The sequence below is a fragment of the Candidatus Planktophila sulfonica genome, assembly GCF_002288065.1.
Lineage (GTDB): Bacteria > Actinomycetota > Actinomycetes > Nanopelagicales > Nanopelagicaceae > Planktophila > Planktophila sulfonica.
This window is the reverse complement of the sequence record NZ_CP016773.1, coordinates 850,909-869,023: the sequence shown is the minus strand read 5'-3', so window position 1 is coordinate 869,023 and position 18,115 is coordinate 850,909. Positions and strand designations below refer to the sequence as shown.

At 49.1% G+C, this 18,115-nt stretch carries 23 protein-coding genes; 19 read left to right on the top strand and 4 right to left on the bottom strand.

Going from position 1 to position 18,115, the window contains the following annotated elements:
• Window positions 1–70: 70 nt before the first annotated feature.
• From A1sIA56_RS04370 to A1sIA56_RS04335, 8 genes are read left to right on the top strand one after another with little or no spacing between them, the layout of a single operon-like run.
• On the top strand, window positions 71–778 hold the full coding sequence (locus tag A1sIA56_RS04370; protein WP_095673722.1) for a helix-turn-helix domain-containing protein: 708 nt from the start codon (window positions 71–73) through the stop codon (window positions 776–778).
• A 10-nt stretch (window positions 779–788) separates the two neighbouring features.
• Complete coding sequence (rimO, locus tag A1sIA56_RS04365) at window positions 789–2,171, top strand: 30S ribosomal protein S12 methylthiotransferase RimO (protein WP_095673721.1); 1,383 nt, start codon at window positions 789–791, stop codon at window positions 2,169–2,171.
• Window positions 2,168–2,710: a CDP-diacylglycerol--glycerol-3-phosphate 3-phosphatidyltransferase gene (pgsA, locus tag A1sIA56_RS04360; RefSeq protein ID WP_095673720.1), complete on the top strand. Its 543-nt coding sequence runs from the start codon at window positions 2,168–2,170 to the stop codon at window positions 2,708–2,710. Before rimO ends, pgsA begins: the two co-directional genes overlap by 4 nt.
• Window positions 2,711–2,719: 9 nt before the next feature.
• Window positions 2,720–3,190, top strand: a complete 471-nt coding sequence (locus A1sIA56_RS04355) for a CinA family protein (RefSeq protein ID WP_095673719.1) — start codon at window positions 2,720–2,722, stop codon at window positions 3,188–3,190.
• 26 nt (window positions 3,191–3,216) lie between these two features.
• Window positions 3,217–3,483 carry a helix-turn-helix domain-containing protein gene (locus A1sIA56_RS04350; RefSeq protein WP_095673718.1) on the top strand — a complete coding sequence of 89 codons (267 nt, stop codon included), beginning with the start codon at window positions 3,217–3,219 and terminating at the stop codon, window positions 3,481–3,483.
• The gene (locus tag A1sIA56_RS04345; RefSeq protein ID WP_223298407.1) at window positions 3,467–3,994 is read left to right on the top strand and encodes a TetR/AcrR family transcriptional regulator; all 528 of its coding nucleotides are present in this window, start codon (window positions 3,467–3,469) and stop codon (window positions 3,992–3,994) included. The genes A1sIA56_RS04350 and A1sIA56_RS04345 overlap by 17 nt, the downstream gene beginning before the upstream one ends.
• 4 nt (window positions 3,995–3,998) lie before the next feature.
• Window positions 3,999–4,199: a DUF3046 domain-containing protein gene (locus A1sIA56_RS04340; protein WP_095673716.1), complete on the top strand. Its 201-nt coding sequence runs from the start codon at window positions 3,999–4,001 to the stop codon at window positions 4,197–4,199.
• 2 nt (window positions 4,200–4,201) lie between these two features.
• Window positions 4,202–4,999: an alpha/beta fold hydrolase gene (locus A1sIA56_RS04335; RefSeq protein WP_190276986.1), complete on the top strand. Its 798-nt coding sequence runs from the start codon at window positions 4,202–4,204 to the stop codon at window positions 4,997–4,999.
• On the opposite strand, the gene yaaA is transcribed toward A1sIA56_RS04335, so the two are convergent.
• Window positions 5,000–5,554: a peroxide stress protein YaaA gene (gene yaaA / locus A1sIA56_RS04330; RefSeq protein WP_095673714.1), complete on the bottom strand. Its 555-nt coding sequence runs from the start codon at window positions 5,552–5,554 to the stop codon at window positions 5,000–5,002.
• A 236-nt stretch (window positions 5,555–5,790) separates the two neighbouring features.
• On the opposite strand from yaaA, the gene recA reads away from it, so the two are divergent.
• Both recA and A1sIA56_RS04320 read left to right on the top strand, forming a co-directional pair.
• The gene (gene recA / locus A1sIA56_RS04325; RefSeq protein ID WP_095673713.1) at window positions 5,791–6,870 is read left to right on the top strand and encodes a recombinase RecA; all 1,080 of its coding nucleotides are present in this window, start codon (window positions 5,791–5,793) and stop codon (window positions 6,868–6,870) included.
• A gap of 5 nt (window positions 6,871–6,875) precedes the next feature.
• Entirely contained in the window at window positions 6,876–7,376 is a 501-nt protein-coding gene (locus A1sIA56_RS04320; protein ID WP_420021863.1) for a regulatory protein RecX, read from the top strand.
• Between the two features lie 16 nt (window positions 7,377–7,392).
• Here the strand turns inward: A1sIA56_RS04320 and A1sIA56_RS04315 are convergent, their stop codons facing one another.
• The gene (locus A1sIA56_RS04315) at window positions 7,393–8,112 is read right to left on the bottom strand and encodes an IclR family transcriptional regulator (RefSeq protein WP_095531261.1); all 720 of its coding nucleotides are present in this window, start codon (window positions 8,110–8,112) and stop codon (window positions 7,393–7,395) included.
• 67 nt (window positions 8,113–8,179) lie between these two features.
• On the opposite strand from A1sIA56_RS04315, the gene leuC reads away from it, so the two are divergent.
• The 6 genes from leuC (at window position 8,180) to A1sIA56_RS04285 (ending at window position 13,780) form a co-directional block, all read left to right on the top strand.
• Window positions 8,180–9,571, top strand: coding sequence for a 3-isopropylmalate dehydratase large subunit (gene leuC, locus A1sIA56_RS04310; protein ID WP_095673711.1), 1,392 nt, complete (start codon window positions 8,180–8,182; stop codon window positions 9,569–9,571).
• A gap of 15 nt (window positions 9,572–9,586) precedes the next feature.
• Entirely contained in the window at window positions 9,587–10,186 is a 600-nt protein-coding gene (leuD, locus tag A1sIA56_RS04305; protein WP_095674184.1) for a 3-isopropylmalate dehydratase small subunit, read from the top strand.
• A 227-nt stretch (window positions 10,187–10,413) separates the two neighbouring features.
• Window positions 10,414–10,884, top strand: a complete 471-nt coding sequence (locus A1sIA56_RS04300) for an HU family DNA-binding protein (RefSeq protein ID WP_095673710.1) — start codon at window positions 10,414–10,416, stop codon at window positions 10,882–10,884.
• A 78-nt stretch (window positions 10,885–10,962) separates the two neighbouring features.
• Window positions 10,963–11,742, top strand: a complete 780-nt coding sequence (locus tag A1sIA56_RS04295; protein WP_095673709.1) for a lysophospholipid acyltransferase family protein — start codon at window positions 10,963–10,965, stop codon at window positions 11,740–11,742.
• The gene (locus A1sIA56_RS04290) at window positions 11,739–12,740 is read left to right on the top strand and encodes an NAD(P)H-dependent glycerol-3-phosphate dehydrogenase (RefSeq protein ID WP_095673708.1); all 1,002 of its coding nucleotides are present in this window, start codon (window positions 11,739–11,741) and stop codon (window positions 12,738–12,740) included. The genes A1sIA56_RS04295 and A1sIA56_RS04290 overlap by 4 nt, the downstream gene beginning before the upstream one ends.
• Window positions 12,737–13,780, top strand: a complete 1,044-nt coding sequence (locus A1sIA56_RS04285; RefSeq protein WP_095673707.1) for a D-alanine--D-alanine ligase family protein — start codon at window positions 12,737–12,739, stop codon at window positions 13,778–13,780. Before A1sIA56_RS04290 ends, A1sIA56_RS04285 begins: the two co-directional genes overlap by 4 nt.
• A gap of 4 nt (window positions 13,781–13,784) precedes the next feature.
• On the opposite strand, the gene A1sIA56_RS04280 is transcribed toward A1sIA56_RS04285, so the two are convergent.
• On the bottom strand, window positions 13,785–14,018 hold the full coding sequence (locus A1sIA56_RS04280; RefSeq protein ID WP_095531268.1) for an Lrp/AsnC family transcriptional regulator: 234 nt from the start codon (window positions 14,016–14,018) through the stop codon (window positions 13,785–13,787).
• Between the two features lie 65 nt (window positions 14,019–14,083).
• Here A1sIA56_RS04280 and thiL point away from each other — a divergent pair, with 65 nt between their 5' ends.
• Window positions 14,084–14,995, top strand: coding sequence for a thiamine-phosphate kinase (thiL, locus tag A1sIA56_RS04275; RefSeq protein ID WP_095673706.1), 912 nt, complete (start codon window positions 14,084–14,086; stop codon window positions 14,993–14,995).
• A gap of 13 nt (window positions 14,996–15,008) precedes the next feature.
• On the opposite strand, the gene rpmB is transcribed toward thiL, so the two are convergent.
• Window positions 15,009–15,194, bottom strand: a complete 186-nt coding sequence (rpmB, locus tag A1sIA56_RS04270) for a 50S ribosomal protein L28 (protein ID WP_095531270.1) — start codon at window positions 15,192–15,194, stop codon at window positions 15,009–15,011.
• Between the two features lie 162 nt (window positions 15,195–15,356).
• On the opposite strand from rpmB, the gene recG reads away from it, so the two are divergent.
• Both recG and rsmD read left to right on the top strand, forming a co-directional pair.
• A complete protein-coding gene (gene recG, locus A1sIA56_RS04265; protein WP_190276985.1) occupies window positions 15,357–17,522 on the top strand; it encodes an ATP-dependent DNA helicase RecG in 2,166 nt (721 codons plus the stop codon).
• Between the two features lie 2 nt (window positions 17,523–17,524).
• The gene (rsmD, locus tag A1sIA56_RS04260; RefSeq protein ID WP_095673704.1) at window positions 17,525–18,112 is read left to right on the top strand and encodes a 16S rRNA (guanine(966)-N(2))-methyltransferase RsmD; all 588 of its coding nucleotides are present in this window, start codon (window positions 17,525–17,527) and stop codon (window positions 18,110–18,112) included.
• Window positions 18,113–18,115 lie beyond the last annotated feature (3 nt).

Below are 18,115 nucleotides of genomic sequence, written 5' to 3'. Positions count from 1 at the left end.
ATCTATTTATCACCCATACCTCTAAAGTTACAATTAACCACTTAGGTTCCCCACAGCAAGGCGGCAAAAAATGACTCTCGGAAGCACGATTCGCGATGCTCGCGAAGCTGCACGCCTGAGCATTACGTCATTATCTGAAGCGACAAGTATTCGCATCGGTCTTCTTACCGAGATGGAAAACAATAATTTCATTCATTGTGGGGGAGATACCTACGCCCGTGGCCACTTAAGAAATATTGCGCCAAAAATTGGGCTCGATGCACAGACTCTCATTAATTTATATAACGAAGAGCATTCAACTGAACATCGTGCGATTCAAGATCTATTGGTTGAAAATAATGTGATGCAAGTTCCATCCGAAGCTAAGAAAATCTCATGGAAAGTTCCTGCAATTGCATCAGTAGCCGTTCTGCTCCTTTTGGGACTTGTTCAAATTGTTATTTCTAATCAGAGTGCAGATGTTGCACCAGCTAAGCCAAAAACTACTACGGCATCTCCGACTCCGGCCGCTGCGCCTACGGCTTCTACAGAAACCAACTCAGGTCCAGTTGAACTGAGCATTACGGCCGCTCGTGGAAATTCTTACATTCACATCATTGCCGATGGTGAGACTCTCGCGAAGGGATCAATCTTCCAAGGCGAAACCAAATCATTTAAGGGCGAAAAAGTAATTAGTATCTACTTCAGTAATCCAGCAGGGCTCGATGTAACTCTCAATGGTAAGCAACTTGCACCATTGGGCGGCCAAAATGAAGAGGTTCGTCGCACCTTCCGATAGCATCACCCCTATGTCTCGTACCGTTGCCATCGTCACTATGGGCTGCGCACGCAATGAAGTCGATTCTGAAGAACTTGCCGGCCGATTAGCAGCCGATGGATGGACACTTGTAGATGATGTTGAATCTGCTGAAGTCGCCGTTGTAAATACTTGTGGTTTTATTGAATCAGCCAAGAAAGATTCAGTTGACGCACTTCTCGAAGCAAACTCGCTCAAGGGCCACGGAACTACACGAGCTGTAGTAGCCGTTGGATGCATGGCTGAGCGATATGGCAAAGAGTTAGCTGAAGCGCTGCCTGAAGCAGACGCAATTCTAGGTTTTGATGATTACCAAGATATTTCTGAACGTTTGCAATCAATTGTCAGCGGAAAATCACATACTCCTCATGTTCCTCGCGATCGTCGTGCTCTTCTGCCAATTGCTCCCGTCGAACGTGCCGCAGCACGCGATGAAAGCTATGCCTCTTCACTTGGTGCAGGTGGTTCACTCTTTCGTAAGCGCTTAGGTAGCGCACCTTGGGCTCCGCTCAAGATTGCATCTGGCTGCGACCGCCGTTGCTCTTTCTGCGCCATCCCATATTTCCGTGGCTCATTCATTTCACGCCGTCCTACTGAAATTCTGCAGGAAGCCACATGGCTTGCCCAGAATGGCGTCAGCGAACTCTTCTTGGTCAGCGAAAATACGACTTCGTATGGAAAAGACCTAGGCGATCTTAAGTTGATGGAGAAGATCCTCCATGAATTCGCTGAAATCCCTGGCGTCGAACGTGTGCGACTTTCATACTTGCAGCCAGCTGAGATGCGCCCTTCTTTGCTTCAATCAATGATTGAGACTGATAAGGTCGCGCCTTACTTTGATCTTTCATTCCAGCACACCAGCCCGACCGTCTTGCGTCGCATGCGCCGCTTTGGTGATTCCGAAAAATTCTTGCATCTGATCACCCAAATCCGCGCACTCTCACCTGAAGCAGGAATCCGCTCTAACTTTATCGTTGGCTTCCCCGGTGAAACTGAAGCAGATTACAACGAGCTTGCCGACTTCATTACTGCTGCAAAGCTAGATGCAGTTGGAATTTTCGGGTACTCCGATGAAGATAACACCGAGGCTCTTGATCTCAGCGACAAGGTTGCCGATGAAGTCATTCGCGAACGCGTTGAGGCGCTTTCTTCTTTGGCTGATGAAATGGTTTCCTTGCGAGCCCAAGGACGTATCGGTGAAGCCGTGCGAGTTCTGATCGAAGATGCAGAATTACAAGAAGGGCGCGCTGCGCACCAAGGGCCAGAAGTAGATGGAACAACCACCTTCATAGGTACAAATTTCGAAGTCGGGCAATATATTGATGCCGTGGTGGTTGATTCCATGGGCGCAGATTTGGTGGCTGAAGTTCAATGAAAGTCCCTGGATTCATCACGCCAAATACTTTGACTGTTACTCGAATCCTTCTGATTCCGTTTGGTGTCTATACCCTTTTTTACGATGGTGGCAGTAATTCGACCTATCAATTAATTTCATATGCCATTTTCTTTACCCTTGGCATGACCGATATCGTCGATGGTCGCTGGGCACGCCACTCAAATAAAATTACGCCACTCGGAACATTCCTAGATCCTGTGGCAGATAAAGCGCTTATTGGCGCGGCAATGATCTCGCTTTCGATTCTTGATCGTTTCCCTTGGTGGATCACGATTCTCATCCTTACCCGCGAAATCGGAATCACACTCTTCAGGCTGCTTGTCATTAAGAATGGCGTAATACCTGCAAGCAAAGGCGGAAAGATTAAGACGCTGATGCAGAACTTTGGAGTGGGGTTCTTCATCCTGCCGCTGCCAGCTTGGCTTGATTGGTTTAAATATGGATTTATCAGCGTGGCAATCATTCTGACAATAACTTCTGCCTACGACTACTTACGCTCGTGGTATTCCAAGCGGTAGATTTACCGTATGCCTTCCAAAGCTCACGCTAAGTCCATCATCGAGATTTTGAAATCTCGTGGCGAAACTGTTTCGGTTGCCGAATCACTTACTGGTGGCGGTCTTGGTCACGCACTTACCCAAGTTCCCGGAGCGTCCTCCGTTTTTATCGGGGGAGTAGTCGCATACACATCTGATGTAAAAGTAAATGTTCTTGGAGTCAAGCAGTCCACGATTGATCAACATACTGTCGTCAGCGAAGAAGTAGCGATCGAAATGGCGCAAGGTGCAATAGAGAAATTGGGAAGCACATGGGCTATTGCAACGACAGGCATTGCTGGCCCAGGCGATTACATGGGAATTCGAGAAGGCACGGTCTGGATTGCAATCTGTGGACCAATCTGCCAAACCCTGCACTTGACCCTCGATAGCGGTCGCGATGGCGTGCGACAAGGCGCTATATCCAGCGCGATGGGCACCTTTGCCCGTATCCTTAGCTAATACACCACGAGAAGAGGGGATGGGCGATGACGTTATTGCGTGAAGCAGTTGGCCACACACTTCGTGATGCTCGCACCTCACAATCTCGCACACTCCGCGATGTTGCTCGCGAAGCCCGCGTCTCTTTGGGTTATCTCTCTGAAGTAGAACGTGGTCAAAAAGAAGCATCCTCTGAACTTCTCAATGCAATCTGCGATGCGCTCGGACTTACATTGTCATCTGTAATGACAGGCGTTGCACACGAAATCAAATCTCGTGAAAGCGCAAAGCTCTCCGTTGTCGACGCAGCCTAAGTACGCCTTGCAAGGCGGAATCCATCGTCGCACCGAGAGCGCAATTCTCGAAGGAACAAAATCTCTTATTGCTCTTCACGGAGTCTCAAATATTTCGATGATTGATATTGCAGATGCATCCGAAGTCTCTCGTGCGACTTTATATAACCATTACCGCGATAAGAACGCTGTACTTGAAGCGCTCATAACTCTCGAAGTTGAAAAGCTAGTTGATCTGGCACAACGTGCAGGAACACCGGCAGATGCACTCGAAACACTTTCCAAGGTCATCTCAGCAGACCCTGCACTTTCAGCCATGCGTCAACATGATGCGCAGCTGCTCATTGCGATTATGTCTCATGCAGAAAACCCGCTCTACTTAGTTCTAGCAACATGTATTTATGAGGCAACGAAATCAGAAGCTGGCACAGGACTTGCAATGCGTTGGTTGCTGGGGCAAGTAATGCAACCCATCACCCCAAAGCAGTCTCGCGAACAAGCTGAGCTTCTTGTAGAGCGCACTCTCTTTTAAACTGATGCGTATTTCGGATCTGCGCGAAAGAATCGTGCTCTCATTTGGTGATGCATGGGCAACCTCCTTCTCTCAAGATATAGCTATTAGCGAATTGGGTTCTATGACGGTCAATGAGGCTCTCACTGCAGGTCGCGAAGCGGATGAAATATGGCGGGCGGTGTGCAAGCAATGTCCCACCGAGACCGAGAAATACCGTTATTAATAATGCCTGTAACTTCTGAAGTATTTTCACGTAAACCAGATTTGCCAGCCCTGGTATTGGTGCATGGATTGGGTTCAGCTGGAAATATCTGGAAGACGCTGCACGCAGGTCTAGAAGATTCATTCACTATCTATCCAGTCGATCTTCCAGGACACGGCAGCGCACCTTTGCACGACGAACCCCTTGATCCGCGCTCACTTGCGCACTCAATTGTTACAGCGATGGAGAAAGATCACGGAGTCCGTGAATTCCATGTGGCGGGCAATTCGTTAGGCGGATGGATTGCACTCGAACTTGCTGCGCAATTTCCAGACCGAGTAAAGAGCGTTACAGCCCTTGCCCCAGCTGGTTTATGGCATGAAGGACCAACGCAGAAACTTCCACCAAGCTTATTGGCGCGAATCCTTGCAAAGATTTCTCAGTACTTTCTTCGCTTGGCCTATCACTTACCGCCACTGAAAGCGTTGGGTTATAAGAAGATCACTCACTTATGGCGAGAGCTTTCATTTGAATCCTGTAAAGATTCCGTGATTGCAATGGCACGTTCTATTGGCTATATGCCGATGTGGAAAGCAATTCGGTTTAAGAAATTTGATTCAACGATTTCTGAAGAAATTCCAGTATCGATCGTCTTTGGAGATTACGACTTAACCTTGCCGCACCCGCGCGCCCAAGAGCGTGAAGTTGCACCGCGTCATTCAAAATGGATTGTCGTCGATAATTGCGCGCATGTGATTATGTGGAACTACCCAGCTCTTACAGTTGACTTTATTAAGCGAACTGCCTTTTCACGCGCCTAGCTAAACTGCAATAACTTCCAGAATCCACGGCTCAACGCCATCAGATGGCGTAAGAGCACACGGGTATTTCTCAGAGACAATCGCATAGAGATCTTCAGGAGTCTTTGGCATCGAACGGCTCTGCAGCAACCAACGGGCAATTTCCCCGCGGGTCTTCTTCGACATATGCGTCACCACAGTGCGCACACCATCGACCACAGTCGAGACTCGGACTTCAACAGTGATATCGACAGGGGAGTGCCACACAGTCTTATAAGTCGATGACCGGCAATCGACAATCAGCCCCGTCTTAATGGGATCTAAGATCGCAGCCACGGGTTCGCGCATGGCCTTGTTATCAATCTTCTCTTTATAACTTTCAATTCGCTGCGTTGGGCGAACTACGCCGTACTTGGCCGAGATAATCGCAAGGGCGGTCTCGCCACGCTTCTTGGCAGCAGGGGAGAGCGAGCTCCAATCGAGGGCTTGGTAGAGAACCCCCGCATAGACGCTCATGGCCGGGGTGGGTTTATCCGTCTGGCTCTTCTTCTCGGAGGGCGGCAGGAGGATCAACACGCGACACACCCTACTTGTCAGTGGCGCCTGCTACCTTTCGAACAGATGTTCGGATACCCTTTAGCCATTACGAAAGTAATAAGGCCATCAAAAGTGGCCCGATCAACCAGAGCGGTGCTCAGCATCCGCCCACAGCGTCTCTATAACGCGAGGGCCGTAGCAGAGAACTTCCGTACCTTCTGGGCCGAATACCAACGGCTGCGCTCGCAGACGTTCGAGATGAAATGGAGATAACAATGGCTGCTGAAAAATCAAAGCCTGAAGAAAAAGTTACATCTGATCGCCAAAAGGCGTTAGATACCGCGCTTGCTCAAATCGAACGACAGTTTGGTAAGGGCTCAGTAATGAAGATGTCTGATCGACAAGCACAGGTAATCGAGGTTATCCCAACCGGTTCTGTCGCACTCGATGTCGCTCTCGGAATTGGTGGCCTACCACGTGGCCGCATCATTGAAATTTATGGACCTGAATCTTCAGGTAAGACAACTCTTACACTTCACGCAATTGCTAATGCGCAGAAGGCTGGCGGTATCTGCGCATTTATCGATGCTGAACACGCATTCGATGCAGAGTATGCAAAGAAGCTCGGCGTCGATATCGATGCGCTCCTTGTTTCACAGCCAGATACCGGCGAACAAGCTCTCGAGATCATGGATATGTTGATTCGCTCTGGCGCTCTCGATCTCGTTGTCGTTGACTCAGTTGCAGCTCTTGTTCCTCGCGCAGAAATTGAAGGCGAGATGGGCGACTCACATATGGGTCTACAGGCACGCCTTATGTCTCAAGCACTTCGTAAGATCACTGGCGCACTTCACCAATCAAAGACAACAGCAATCTTTATCAACCAGCTCCGCGAAAAGATTGGCGTCTTCTTCGGATCCCCTGAAACAACAACAGGTGGAAAGGCGCTCAAGTTCTATGCATCTGTTCGCCTCGATATCCGTCGCATCGAAACTCTTAAGGATGGCACCGAATCTGTCGGTAACCGCACCCGCGTTAAGGTCGTCAAAAATAAGATGGCTCCACCATTTAAGCAGGCAGAGTTCGACATCATCTACGGTGTTGGAATCTCTCGCGAAGGTTCACTTCTCGATATGGGCGTCGAGCTCGGTATCGTTAAGAAATCTGGCGCTTGGTACACCTACGAAGCTGATCAACTCGGCCAAGGTAAGGAAAATTCACGCGCATTCCTCATCGACAATCCCGATCTCGCCAATGAGATCGAATCTAAGATCCGCGCAAGCTTCGTACCTGTCGAGGTAGATGCAGCGTTAATCGCAGAGATCGATGAAGCAGCAGCAGAGGTTGATTTCTAATTTCACTGCAATTTGCAAAGGTTGAACGTGGTGAGGGCTCCGACCCTTACGAAGTAGCTCACACAATTGCACTCAATGCACTTGTGGCCAGGGCGAAAAGTAAGGGCGAGCTTCTCGCTCACCTTAAGACCCGTGGCGTAGAAGATGATGTGGCGCAAGCAGTCGTCTTCCGTCTCCAAGAGACCGGCCTCGTCAATGATCGCGAATTCGCATCCGCTTGGGCAACATCACGCCACTCACATAAGAAGTTATCGAAGCGAATCATCGCCGGCGAACTTCGTCAGAAGGGTGTTACTCAAGAGCAGATCGATGAAGCCCTCGATGGGATTGATGATGAATCCGAATACCGCGTTGCATTCGATTTAGGTTTCAAGAAGTACAACACCATGTCACGCCTTGAACCGGATGTGCAGATTCGCCGTATTCAATCTTTATTGGCGCGTAAGGGATTTAACTTCACAATCATCACTCGAGTTCTTCGTGAACTCGATCTTGCAGGTAACTAACTACCTACCCTGCTTCTTACTTACCTTGCTTTAGGTGCTCTGTGAGGCGCTCTGCAGTTGCCACAACAGCAGCTGCATGTAAACGTCCTGGTTGACGTCCTAAACGCTCGATAGGTCCGCTAATTGAAACTGCGGCGATAACTTTTCCATTAGGGCCGCGCACGGGCGCTGAAACGGAAGCAACGCCGGCTTCGCGTTCGCCAACTGATTGCGCCCAGCCACGACGGCGATCTGCAGCCAAGTGAGCTGCGGTGTAACGCGCATTCTTAAGGCCGCGATGAATCTTCTCTGAGTCTTCCCATGCCATCAAAATTTGTGCAGCAGAACCTGCCTGCATCGTGAGCGATGCACCAACCGGAACAGAGTCGCGCAGACCTGAAAGACGTTCAGCAACAGCTACACAGATACGGATATCTCCTTGGCGGCGATATAACTGCGCAGATTCACCAGTGGCATCGCGTAACGCTGCTAACGCTGGGGCAGCAGCTGCAATAAGGCGATCTTCACCAGCCGCGGCAGCAAGTTCGGCAGAACGTGGACCTAAGATGAAGCGACCATTGAGATCACGGGCAACGAGACGGTGGAATTCGAGCGCTACCGCTAGGCGGTGAGCGGTTGGGCGGGCGATACCAGTGGCTGCAACGAGCTCTGCGAGTGAATGAGGCCCTGATTCGAGCGTTGCCAAGATACCTACGGCTTTGTCTAGAACGCCGACTCCGCTATTCTTCTTATCCACGGATTGATATTAGCATCCCACTTACTGAGATGCAAAATATACGAGTTCTAAAGGAGCACAACAGCTGATGGGTAAGACGCTAGCCGAGAAGATTTGGGATGACCACATCGTTCGACAGGCCGAGGGAGAGCCAGATCTTCTTTACATCGATCTACAACTTGTACACGAAGTAACAAGTGCACAGGCATTCGATGGATTGCGTCTTGCAGGTCGCAAAGTTCGTCGCCCTGATTTAACTATTGCAACAGAAGACCACAACACACCAACGCTTGATATCTTGAAGCCGATTGCAGATCCTGTTTCAAAGCTTCAGATCGACACACTTCGCAACAATGCAAAGGAGTTCGGCGTTCGCATCCACTCATTAGGAGACGCTGACCAAGGCGTTGTACACGTTGTTGGACCACAGCTTGGAATTACGCAGCCAGGTATGACAATCGTCTGCGGCGATTCACATACATCAACACACGGAGCATTTGGCGCAATCGCATTTGGTATCGGAACATCCGAAGTTGAACATGTTCTTGCTACTCAGACTCTTCCTTCACGCCGTCCAAAGACAATGGCAATTAATGTCGAAGGTTCATTGAAGCCAGGCGTTACCGCAAAGGACATCATCCTTGCCATCATCGCTCAAATCGGTACAGGCGGGGGGCAGGGTTACATCATTGAATATCGCGGTTCAGCAATTCGCGAACTTTCGATGGAAGGTCGCATGACCGTCTGCAACATGTCTATCGAAGCAGGCGCACGTGCAGGACTTATCGCACCTGATCAGAAGACATTTGATTACATCAAGGGCAAGCCACACGCACCTGAAGATTTCGCAGCAGCGCAAGGCTATTGGGAGACGCTCTTTACAGATGCTGATGCCAAGTTCGACGTTGAAATCAACCTTGATGCCAACACGCTCGAGCCATTTGTTACATGGGGAACGAACCCAGGACAAGGTTTGCCACTGAACGCATCTGTTCCAAATCCTGCAGATATTAAGGATTCAGAAGAGCGTGGTGCAGCAGAGCGCGCACTTGAGTACATGGGACTAACTGCTGGAACACCGCTGAAGAAGATAGCTATTGACACTGTTTTCTTGGGCTCCTGCACCAACGGTCGCATCGAAGATCTTCGTGCAGCAGCTTCGGTTATTGAAGGCAAGAAGATTGCACCAAAACTTCGCATGCTTGTAGTGCCTGGTTCAGAGCGCGTTCGTCAGCAAGCGATGAAGGAAGGCCTCGATAAGGTCTTTATCGATTTCGGCGCAGAATGGCGTAATGCTGGCTGCTCTATGTGTCTTGGAATGAACCCAGACCAACTAGCAGTTGGCGAACGTTCTGCATCTACTTCAAACCGTAACTTCGAAGGTCGCCAAGGAAAGGGTGGACGTACACACCTCGTCAGCCCGCTCGTTGCAGCAGCAACAGCAATCCGCGGAACACTTTCATCACCGGCAGATTTGTAAGAGAGGTATATGACAATGGAAAAATTCATTAAGCACACTGGAACCGGAGTCCCTCTTCGTCGCAGCAATGTTGATACCGACCAGATCATTCCTGCCGTTTATCTCAAGCGCGTTACTCGTAGCGGCTTTGAAGATGGCCTCTTCTCGGCTTGGCGCAACGATCCTGAATTCGTCCTCAATAAGGATGAGTACAAGAACGGAACAGTTCTTGTTGCAGGACCCGAATTCGGAACTGGTTCATCACGCGAGCACGCAGTGTGGGCGCTGCAGAACTACGGCTTCAAGGTAGTTATCTCAAGCCGCTTTGCAGACATTTTCCGCGGCAACTCACTCAAGGGTGGGCTGCTTACTGTGATCTTGCCTCAGGAATCTGTCGAAGCTATCTGGCAGGCAATCGAAGCCACCCCAAGCACTGAAATCACTGTGGATCTCGATACACGTACCGTTTCCTATAACGATGTCACCGTCCCATTCGAACTCGACGATTACACCCGTTGGCGTTTGATGGAAGGTCTTGATGACATCGGATTAACGTTGAAACACACTGATTCCATCGATGCATTCGAGGCAAAGCGCGCTTCATATAAGCCAACGACACTTCCGATTCGCATCTAGCCACTGAAAACGAGCGTAATTCGCTGGTTTTTTATCTAGGGTGAGTAGATTGTGTAAAAGTCTCAACTTCAGAATGAGGGTTTTTTACGCATAAAAAGTTGAATTTTCGCAAAATATTTACTTGCGACACGCACGCGTCAATAACGCTCTCACCCTACAAATAGGTTTAAGTTTTACGCAGTTAAGCAAAAGCTTAATTATTTACGCGTAAAACTTAGGGGAAATCCATGAATAAGGCCCAGTTCATCGCTGCGTTGGCCCCACACTTCAACGGCAGCAAGAAAGAAGCAGCTCACGCTGTAGATATCGTTTTTGACACAATCGTTCGTAACATGTCAGCTGGAAACGATGTCATGATCAACGACTTCGGTAAGTTCAAGAAGGTTGACCGCAAGGCACGTATGGGACGTAACCCATTCACTGGCGAGACAATCAAGATCAAGGCTTCAAAGAAGGCTCGCTTCCTCCCTGCAAAGGCACTCAAGGAAGTTATCGCTGGCGATCGCAAGCTCGGCCCAGCACCAAAGCCAGAAGTAAAGCCAGCTCCAAAGGCTGCTGTAAAGCCAGCTGCTAAGAAGGTTGCTAAGAAGGCTCCAGCAAAGAAGAAGACAGCTGCAAAGAAGGTTGCTAAGAAGGCTCCAGCAAAGAAGAAGCCAGCAGCTAAGAAGGTAGTTAAGAAGGCTGCAAAGAAGCGTTAATTCTTCTTTCTCAAACTTCTATAAAACTGAGGTCGCACAATGTGCGGCCTCAGTTTTTTTATGGTTAGGATTTCAACTATGTCGCAGTTCAAGGTTCGCTACGAGCCGCCTAGCGGGTATCCACTCGGCACAAACCTCACCTTCAAAATCTGCGCAAATCTCATCATTCCGATCTTCAATCTCTTCATGAGTCGCGATTGGAAGGGCGCTGAAAATATTCCGTCCAAGGGTCGCGTCATCGTGGCAAGCAATCACATGTCTTATCTCGACGTACTCGTCTTTACGCACTTTCTCTTCCGCAATGGTCGTGCACCGAGATACTTAGGCAAAGCAGGTGTCTTTAAAGTTCCAATCATTGGCAAAATCATCCTGGCTGCAGGCCAAGTTCCGGTCGAACGCGAATCAGCAGATGCGAAGAAAGCTGTAGACCACGCCAAAATTATTCTCGAACAAGGCCATATGTTGGGTGTTTATCCTGAAGGAACACTTACTCGTGATCCCGATATGTGGCCCATGATCGCAAAGACGGGTTGTGCTCGTCTCGCACTTCAAACTGATACTCCCGTTATTCCCATTGCGCAGTGGGGTTCTCAACTTGTCGTTCCCAACTACACAACGAAACTCAACCTCTTCCCTCGCAAGACCATCATTATCCGCGCAGGCAAGCCAGTAGATCTTTCCAAGTGGAAAGGTAAAGGTGATGACCCTCAGGCGCTTATCGAAGCAACTGCTGCAATCATGCGCGCAATTACTGATTTACTCGAAGAGATTCGTGGCGAGAAGCGCCCTGAAGTAATCTTTGACCCACACACATCAGATTTACCACGTACGGGAAACTTCAAGAAGAAGCGAGCATGAGCAAAGTAACGGTATTCGGAGCAGGCGCCTGGGGTTCAACTATGGCGCAGGTCTTAAGTGATGCTGGAAATGAAGTTCTCTTGTGGGGCAGAAGCGAAGATGTCATCGCCGAAATCAATACCTCGCATACAAATACCAAATACCTCGGGGCTCATACCCTTCCTCATGCACTCACTGCAACCACTGATCTTCAGCAGGCTTTCGACTTTTCTGAGACTTATGTATTAGCTATTCCTGCCCAGCAACTACGTACAACGTTGCAAGAGTGGAAGCCATTCTTCAAGCCAACGTCAACAATCGTGAGCACGCTCAAAGGTATTGAGATCAGCACCCAGATGCGCATGACTGAAGTCATTGAAGATGTACTCGGCAGCCACAAGATTGCCATCATTACAGGTCCGAACCTTGCTGACGAACTCGTTCTTCGCCAACCAGCAGGCGCTGTAGCTGCGGCACCTACAACCGAACTTGCTGAAACCATTCGCGATTTATTCCGTACTCCGTATTACCGCGTCTACACATCCGTTGATGTCATGGGTTGCGAGCTATCCGGGGCAATCAAGAGCGTTATCGCTCTCGCTGTAGGAATCTCGATTGGAATGGGTTATGGCGAGAACACTCAAGCGATGTTGATTACTCGAGGACTTAATGAAGTTGCTCGACTCTGCGCAGCCCACGGTTCTGATCCACTTTCAGCAGCAGGTCTTGCTGGCATGGGAGATCTCGTCGCAAGTTGCGGCTCTCCGCTATCTCGCAACCGTACCTTTGGTGAAGTTGTGGGGCGCACTGGTTCGATGGCTAAAGCCCGTGAGGAAGTAGCAAAGACTGTCGAAGGTGTTGCTTCAGCTGGAGCAGTTGTTGAAATTGCACACCGCGTAGGGGTTGAAGTTCCTGTCATTGAGGCAGTGGGCGAAATAGTGAGTGAGCAGTTGTCGCCTGAGGCCGCACTTCAGAAATTGATGGAGATCACCACTAAGGCAGAAAACTTCATTCGATGATGCGCGTTGCAATTTTATGCGGGGGACCAGGTAGCGAACACGAGATTTCATGTCTCTCTGCCGGTGGCGTGCTCTCAGCAATTGATCGCTCTGCATATGAACCCATCCTTATCGGCATTACGCGCGAAGGTAAATGGATTGCTCTGCCTATTGATTATCCGTTAGCAATCAATAATAAGAATCTTCCAGCAGTTAGCGGCAATTTTCCTGAAGTACTTCGTGGAACCAACGGACTATCTGTAGATGGCGAAGATCTTGCAATTGATGTGATTTTTTCCGTTCTGCACGGTACATATGGAGAAGATGGACAACTTCAAAGCGATCTCGATCAGCTAGGAATTCCATATGTCGGAAGCGGTGCGGTTGCCTCTGAACTTGCGATGGATAAGTCCGATGCAAAGCTGCTCTTTGAAAAGGCAGGAATTGCTATCGCACTTGGCGTTACCGTCGCTGAAGCAGAGTGGAAGCGCGACCCAAGCGCGGTTACGAAATCAATTTCAAATCTCGGTATGCCACTCTTTGTAAAAGCTTCTCGAGGTGGCTCAAGTCGCGGGACTGTAAAGGTCAAAGAGATTGGCGCATTTACTTCTGCAATGGAAGAAGCGCTCTCATTCGATTCGAAAGTATTGATTGAAAGCGGAATTGATGGTGCCGAAGTTGAATGTGCAGTTCTTGAAATTGATGGCAATCCGCAAGCTTCAATTCCTGGCAAAGTGTGGATAGATCCTCAGTACGAGTTCTATGACTATCAAGCTAAGTATCTCGATGGTGCAACTCGCATTGATATTCCGGCACCATTTAGCAATGAGATTATCGAAAAGATTCGAAGCTATGCACTCATCGCTTTCAAAGCGATTGGTGCAAAAGGTCTAGCGCGCGTTGATTTCTTTGTCACTCATAGCGGAGAAATCATTATTAACGAGATTAATACGATGCCAGGATTTACGAGAACTTCGGCGTATCCAAAGATGTGGCAAGCCACAGGTATTGAATATTCAGAGGTAATTACGCACCTACTTAAGAGCGCATTACCTAACTAAGTTATTAATTAGTTACGGGGCAAGTAAGCGTGCGGGTAATACCTGGCACTGCTTGAACTTTGGTCAAAATTGCACGGCCGAACTCTTCCATCGATGGAGCTTCAGCGCGCATGATCACATCGTAAGGACCGGTTACACCCTCAGCGAGTGAGACTCCAGCGATCGACTTAATTGCAGCCGCAACTGATGAGGCCTTGCCGACTTCTGTTTGAATCAAGATGTAAGCCTGTACTGACATGTGAGTTCCTTCTTTCTTTCCCTGCGCTTCGACCTAACGCTATCTCATGTCCTAGTCTTGTGGCTATGGGATTTCAGGAGCGCGAAGTTATATCTGTCTTACAGCAGATATTCGCAACCGCAGACTCTCGGCTCAAAGTCGGAATCGGCGATGATGCCGCCGTCGTAGCCACGCAATCTCAATCCATCATTACATCCGACATGGCTGTTGAGGATGTTCACTTTAAACTCGAGTGGTCCTCACCGTTCGATATCGGGCGCAAGATCACCGCTGCAAACGTTGCCGACATTCTCTCAATGGGTGGAAAGTGCGACTTCCTCACTGCTTCCGTTGCCCTTACCGGCGATGAAACTTTGCAGTGGATTGAAAATCTAGCTCGCGGAATGAAACATGAAGCAGACCTTGCCGGCGCACTTGTTGTTGGTGGAGATATTGCGCGTGGCCCCAAAATCGTCATCTCCATGACTGCTGTTGGAAACTCATCTTCCCCAATTCTGCGATCAGGCGCCAAGGTCGGAGATGGTCTCTATCTCTCATCTCTCACAGGATGGTCTGCAGCAGGGTTTGAACTACTCACCCGAGAGATTTCAATTAATAGTGCAACAGCTGAGAAAGCGCTGTCAGAATTCTCTGCACCGACTTTGGATTACACAATTGATTTTTCGGGCGCGACTGCAATGGCTGATGTCAGCGATTCGGTGCTTGTCCAGGCTGAACAGATCGCTGATGCATCAGGTGTTCAAATTTCTATTGATCAGAAGGCGATTGTGCAGGCGAGTGAATTTGCCGAACTGAGCGCATTGGCCGATGAACTCAAAGTGGATATCTTGCAATGGATTCTTGCCGGGGGAGAAGACCATGCCTTACTTGCAACGGGTGTAAACCTGCCTGGAATTCGAATTGGATCAGTTATTGCAGGCTCAGGAATTTCTGGGTTAGAAAGAAAAATGACCCCAGTTTCCTGGAGCCATTTTTAGCTAAAGATAAGAATTAACGAGTTACTTTGCCAGCCTTAAGGCATGAAGTACATACGTTCTGACGCTTTGATGCGCCTGCAACGATTGTCTTAACGCGCTGGATATTTGGATTCCAACGACGACGTGTCTTCACCTGTGAGTGTGAAACGTTATTGCCAAAGCTTGGGCCCTTGCCACAGATGTCGCATGAAGATGCCATGTCGGTACTCCTTCTAGATTACAAATTCCTTAGATCTAAAGAATTCTCGTTCCTGTGAGGAACAGGGCGTAAGGGTAGCAAGAGGGGGCGGGATAGAGCGAATCCACCGAAATCCCTGCATAAACAAGCCCAACCCAGGCGATGCAAGGAGAGAATAGGCGCATGGCCACCCTCGACTCAAAACTTGTTGGAGTCTTAGGCGATCGCACCACAAAGGTGCTCCGCGATTTATTTGGGTATGTCACTGTCGGGGATTTACTCCATCACTATCCACGTCGCTATCTAGTTCGTGGCGAACTCTCAAATATCTCGGAACTCAACGAAGGTGATGAAGTCACCATTCTCGCTGAAGTCTTTAGCGCAACCAGCCGTCGACTTCATGCACGCAAGGGAAATATTCTTGAAGTAATCGTCACCGATGGTTCTGCGAAACTCTCGCTCACCTTCTTCAATCAAGCGTGGCGCGAAAAAGATCTCAAAGTAGGCAAGCAGGGACTCTTTGCGGGCAAAGTTGGTGTCTTTAACGGCAAGCGTCAGCTCGCTCATCCTGATTACGAATTAATTCCCGATGGCAATGACGTAGATGCTGCTGTTGAAGGATTTGCCGGCAAATATCTTCCGATGTATCCAGCCAGTTCAAAGATGCCTTCATGGAAAATTGCACAATGCATTGAGCTCGCAATCGGATCCCTTGATGAGGTACCTGATTATCTGCCTGAATCTGTGCGGGAAAAGCATGGATATCCCACGCTGCATCAAGCGCTCGTTCAACTTCATAACCCTGTAGATCTAGATAGCGCAGAGAAGGCACGTCAACGTCTTACTTTTGATGAAGCGTTTATGTTGCAGTTACTTCTGCTCACTCGCAGAAAAGAGTTAAAGAATCTTGATGCAGTTGCACGACCACCAATTACTGGCGGCCTGCTCGATGCCTTCGATGCATTGCTGCCATTTCAACTCACTGCGGGCCAGCGCGCTGTAGCTGAAGAGATTGCAAGCGATGTTGCACAACCGCATCCCATGCACAGATTGCTGCAAGGTGAAGTTGGTTCTGGTAAGACGGTAGTTGCGCTCCGAGCGATGCTTTCCGTCATTGATAACGGGGGACAGGCGGCACTGCTTGCACCTACCGAAGTGTTAGCAGCCCAACACCTTCGCACCATGCAGAAATTACTTGGCCCACTTGCACAAGGTGGAATGTTGGGCGGCTCAGATATTGCTACCCAAGTCACTCTCATTACTGGGTCTCAGAACGCAGCGTCACGAAAAGAAGCACTCGCACTTGCTGCATCAGGTGCTGCAGGCATTGTTATCGGAACGCACGCACTGCTTGGAGAGACCGTCGCCTTTAAAGATTTGGGTCTTATCGTTGTTGACGAACAACATCGCTTCGGTGTTGAACAACGCGATGCGTTGAAGAGCAAAGCAACATATCCGCCGCATCTTTTGGTGATGACAGCAACGCCTATTCCGCGAACCGTTGCCATGACAGTCTTTGGTGATCTCGATGTTTCTACTTTGCGCGAACTGCCGCTAGGTCGTCAGCCAATCACAACGCATGTTGTGCCAGTTCTTGAAAAGCCAGGCTTCCTTGAACGCGCATGGGAGCGGATTAAGGAGGAAGTTTCGCAAGGACATCAGGCTTACATTGTTGCTCCACGTATCGCCGCAGGAACTTCTGAAGATAGCGATATGGATTTCCTCATGGGAGAAACCTCTACAGAGATTGTATCGGTCGAAGAGCTTGGCCCATTGCTATCCGGGGGAGCGCTGCAGGGGGTCAAGGTTGCTCCTTTGCACGGTAGGCAGAGCGCAGAGCTCAAAGATTCGACTATGCAGGCATTTGCCAATAAAGAGATTGATGTTCTGATCTCAACAACTGTTATCGAAGTCGGCGTAGATGTCCCGAATGCAACAGTGATGGTCATCATGGATGCCGATCGATTCGGTGTTTCGCAATTGCACCAGTTACGTGGACGCGTAGGTCGAGGAACTTCTCCAGGGTTATGTCTTCTTGTCACTAACGCTGAACCTGAAAGTTCTGCACGCGAACGCCTTGATGCCGTTGCCGGAACTCTCGATGGCTTCGAACTATCTCGAATAGATCTCGAGCAACGCCGTGAAGGCGATGTCTTAGGAGCCAGCCAATCGGGATCTCGTTCTCATCTGCGTTTACTTCGAGTATTGCGCGATGAATCAATGATTGAAGAAGCGCGCATTGACGCCACTACAATTATCGAATCCGATACTTCACAATACCCACTCTTGGCTGCGGAACTTGCACAGATTCAAGCTGATGCTGCAGCCGAATATATAGATAAGGCGTAAAGATGCGAATCATTGCTGGGCTTGCAAAAGGTCGCACTATCGACGCAGTTTCCTCTTCCACTCGTCCGACATCAGATCGTGCTCGAGAAGCGCTCTTTTCTACACTCGCCTCTGAATTTGGTGACTTTGATGGACTCAATGTTCTCGATCTCTATGCAGGAACCGGTGCTATTGCTCTCGAAGCGCTATCTCGCGGGGCCTCAATTGTTCATGCAGTTGAAAAGGATGACTCTGCTGCAAAAGCGATCACAAGCAATCATGAAAATCTGAAGAGTGCGCATTGCCCCGGAATTTTCCATCTTTATGCGATGAGCGTTCATCGATTCTTGCAAGATAAAGCTGCTCACCAATATCACTTCATCTATATCGACCCACCTTATGAAGTCGATGACCTTGATGTTGTAGAAACACTTATTCAGTTACGTGATGGTGGCTATCTACATCCACAAGCACTCATTGCTATCGAACGTAATTCACGAGTGAAAGAGATTTCATGGCCTGATGGATTAGAAGCGATACGTGAAAAGAATTACGGTCAGGCGACAATCTTCTACGGGGCTCCCACGCTGGTTGATGGCGAAAATGGATAACCA

Bases quoted from the DNA above. Each gene is read 5' to 3' on its own strand.
- pgsA (WP_095673720.1), top strand. From the start codon at position 2,168: ATGAAAGTCCCTGGATTCATCACGCCAAATACTTTGACTGTTACTCGA.
- A1sIA56_RS04340 (WP_095673716.1), top strand. From the start codon at position 3,999: ATGCGTATTTCGGATCTGCGCGAAAGAATCGTGCTCTCATTTGGTGAT.
- A1sIA56_RS04370 (WP_095673722.1), top strand. From the start codon at position 71: ATGACTCTCGGAAGCACGATTCGCGATGCTCGCGAAGCTGCACGCCTG.
- recA (WP_095673713.1), top strand. From the start codon at position 5,791: ATGGCTGCTGAAAAATCAAAGCCTGAAGAAAAAGTTACATCTGATCGC.
- A1sIA56_RS04355 (WP_095673719.1), top strand. From the start codon at position 2,720: ATGCCTTCCAAAGCTCACGCTAAGTCCATCATCGAGATTTTGAAATCT.
- thiL (WP_095673706.1), top strand. From the start codon at position 14,084: ATGGGATTTCAGGAGCGCGAAGTTATATCTGTCTTACAGCAGATATTC.
- leuD (WP_095674184.1), top strand. From the start codon at position 9,587: ATGGAAAAATTCATTAAGCACACTGGAACCGGAGTCCCTCTTCGTCGC.
- A1sIA56_RS04335 (WP_190276986.1), top strand. From the start codon at position 4,202: ATGCCTGTAACTTCTGAAGTATTTTCACGTAAACCAGATTTGCCAGCC.
- A1sIA56_RS04280 (WP_095531268.1), bottom strand. From the start codon at position 14,018: ATGTCAGTACAGGCTTACATCTTGATTCAAACAGAAGTCGGCAAGGCC.
- recG (WP_190276985.1), top strand. From the start codon at position 15,357: ATGGCCACCCTCGACTCAAAACTTGTTGGAGTCTTAGGCGATCGCACC.
- leuC (WP_095673711.1), top strand. From the start codon at position 8,180: ATGGGTAAGACGCTAGCCGAGAAGATTTGGGATGACCACATCGTTCGA.
- A1sIA56_RS04300 (WP_095673710.1), top strand. From the start codon at position 10,414: ATGAATAAGGCCCAGTTCATCGCTGCGTTGGCCCCACACTTCAACGGC.
- A1sIA56_RS04290 (WP_095673708.1), top strand. From the start codon at position 11,739: ATGAGCAAAGTAACGGTATTCGGAGCAGGCGCCTGGGGTTCAACTATG.
- A1sIA56_RS04295 (WP_095673709.1), top strand. From the start codon at position 10,963: ATGTCGCAGTTCAAGGTTCGCTACGAGCCGCCTAGCGGGTATCCACTC.
- rpmB (WP_095531270.1), bottom strand. From the start codon at position 15,194: ATGGCATCTTCATGCGACATCTGTGGCAAGGGCCCAAGCTTTGGCAAT.
- A1sIA56_RS04285 (WP_095673707.1), top strand. From the start codon at position 12,737: ATGATGCGCGTTGCAATTTTATGCGGGGGACCAGGTAGCGAACACGAG.
- rsmD (WP_095673704.1), top strand. From the start codon at position 17,525: ATGCGAATCATTGCTGGGCTTGCAAAAGGTCGCACTATCGACGCAGTT.
- A1sIA56_RS04350 (WP_095673718.1), top strand. From the start codon at position 3,217: ATGACGTTATTGCGTGAAGCAGTTGGCCACACACTTCGTGATGCTCGC.
- rimO (WP_095673721.1), top strand. From the start codon at position 789: ATGTCTCGTACCGTTGCCATCGTCACTATGGGCTGCGCACGCAATGAA.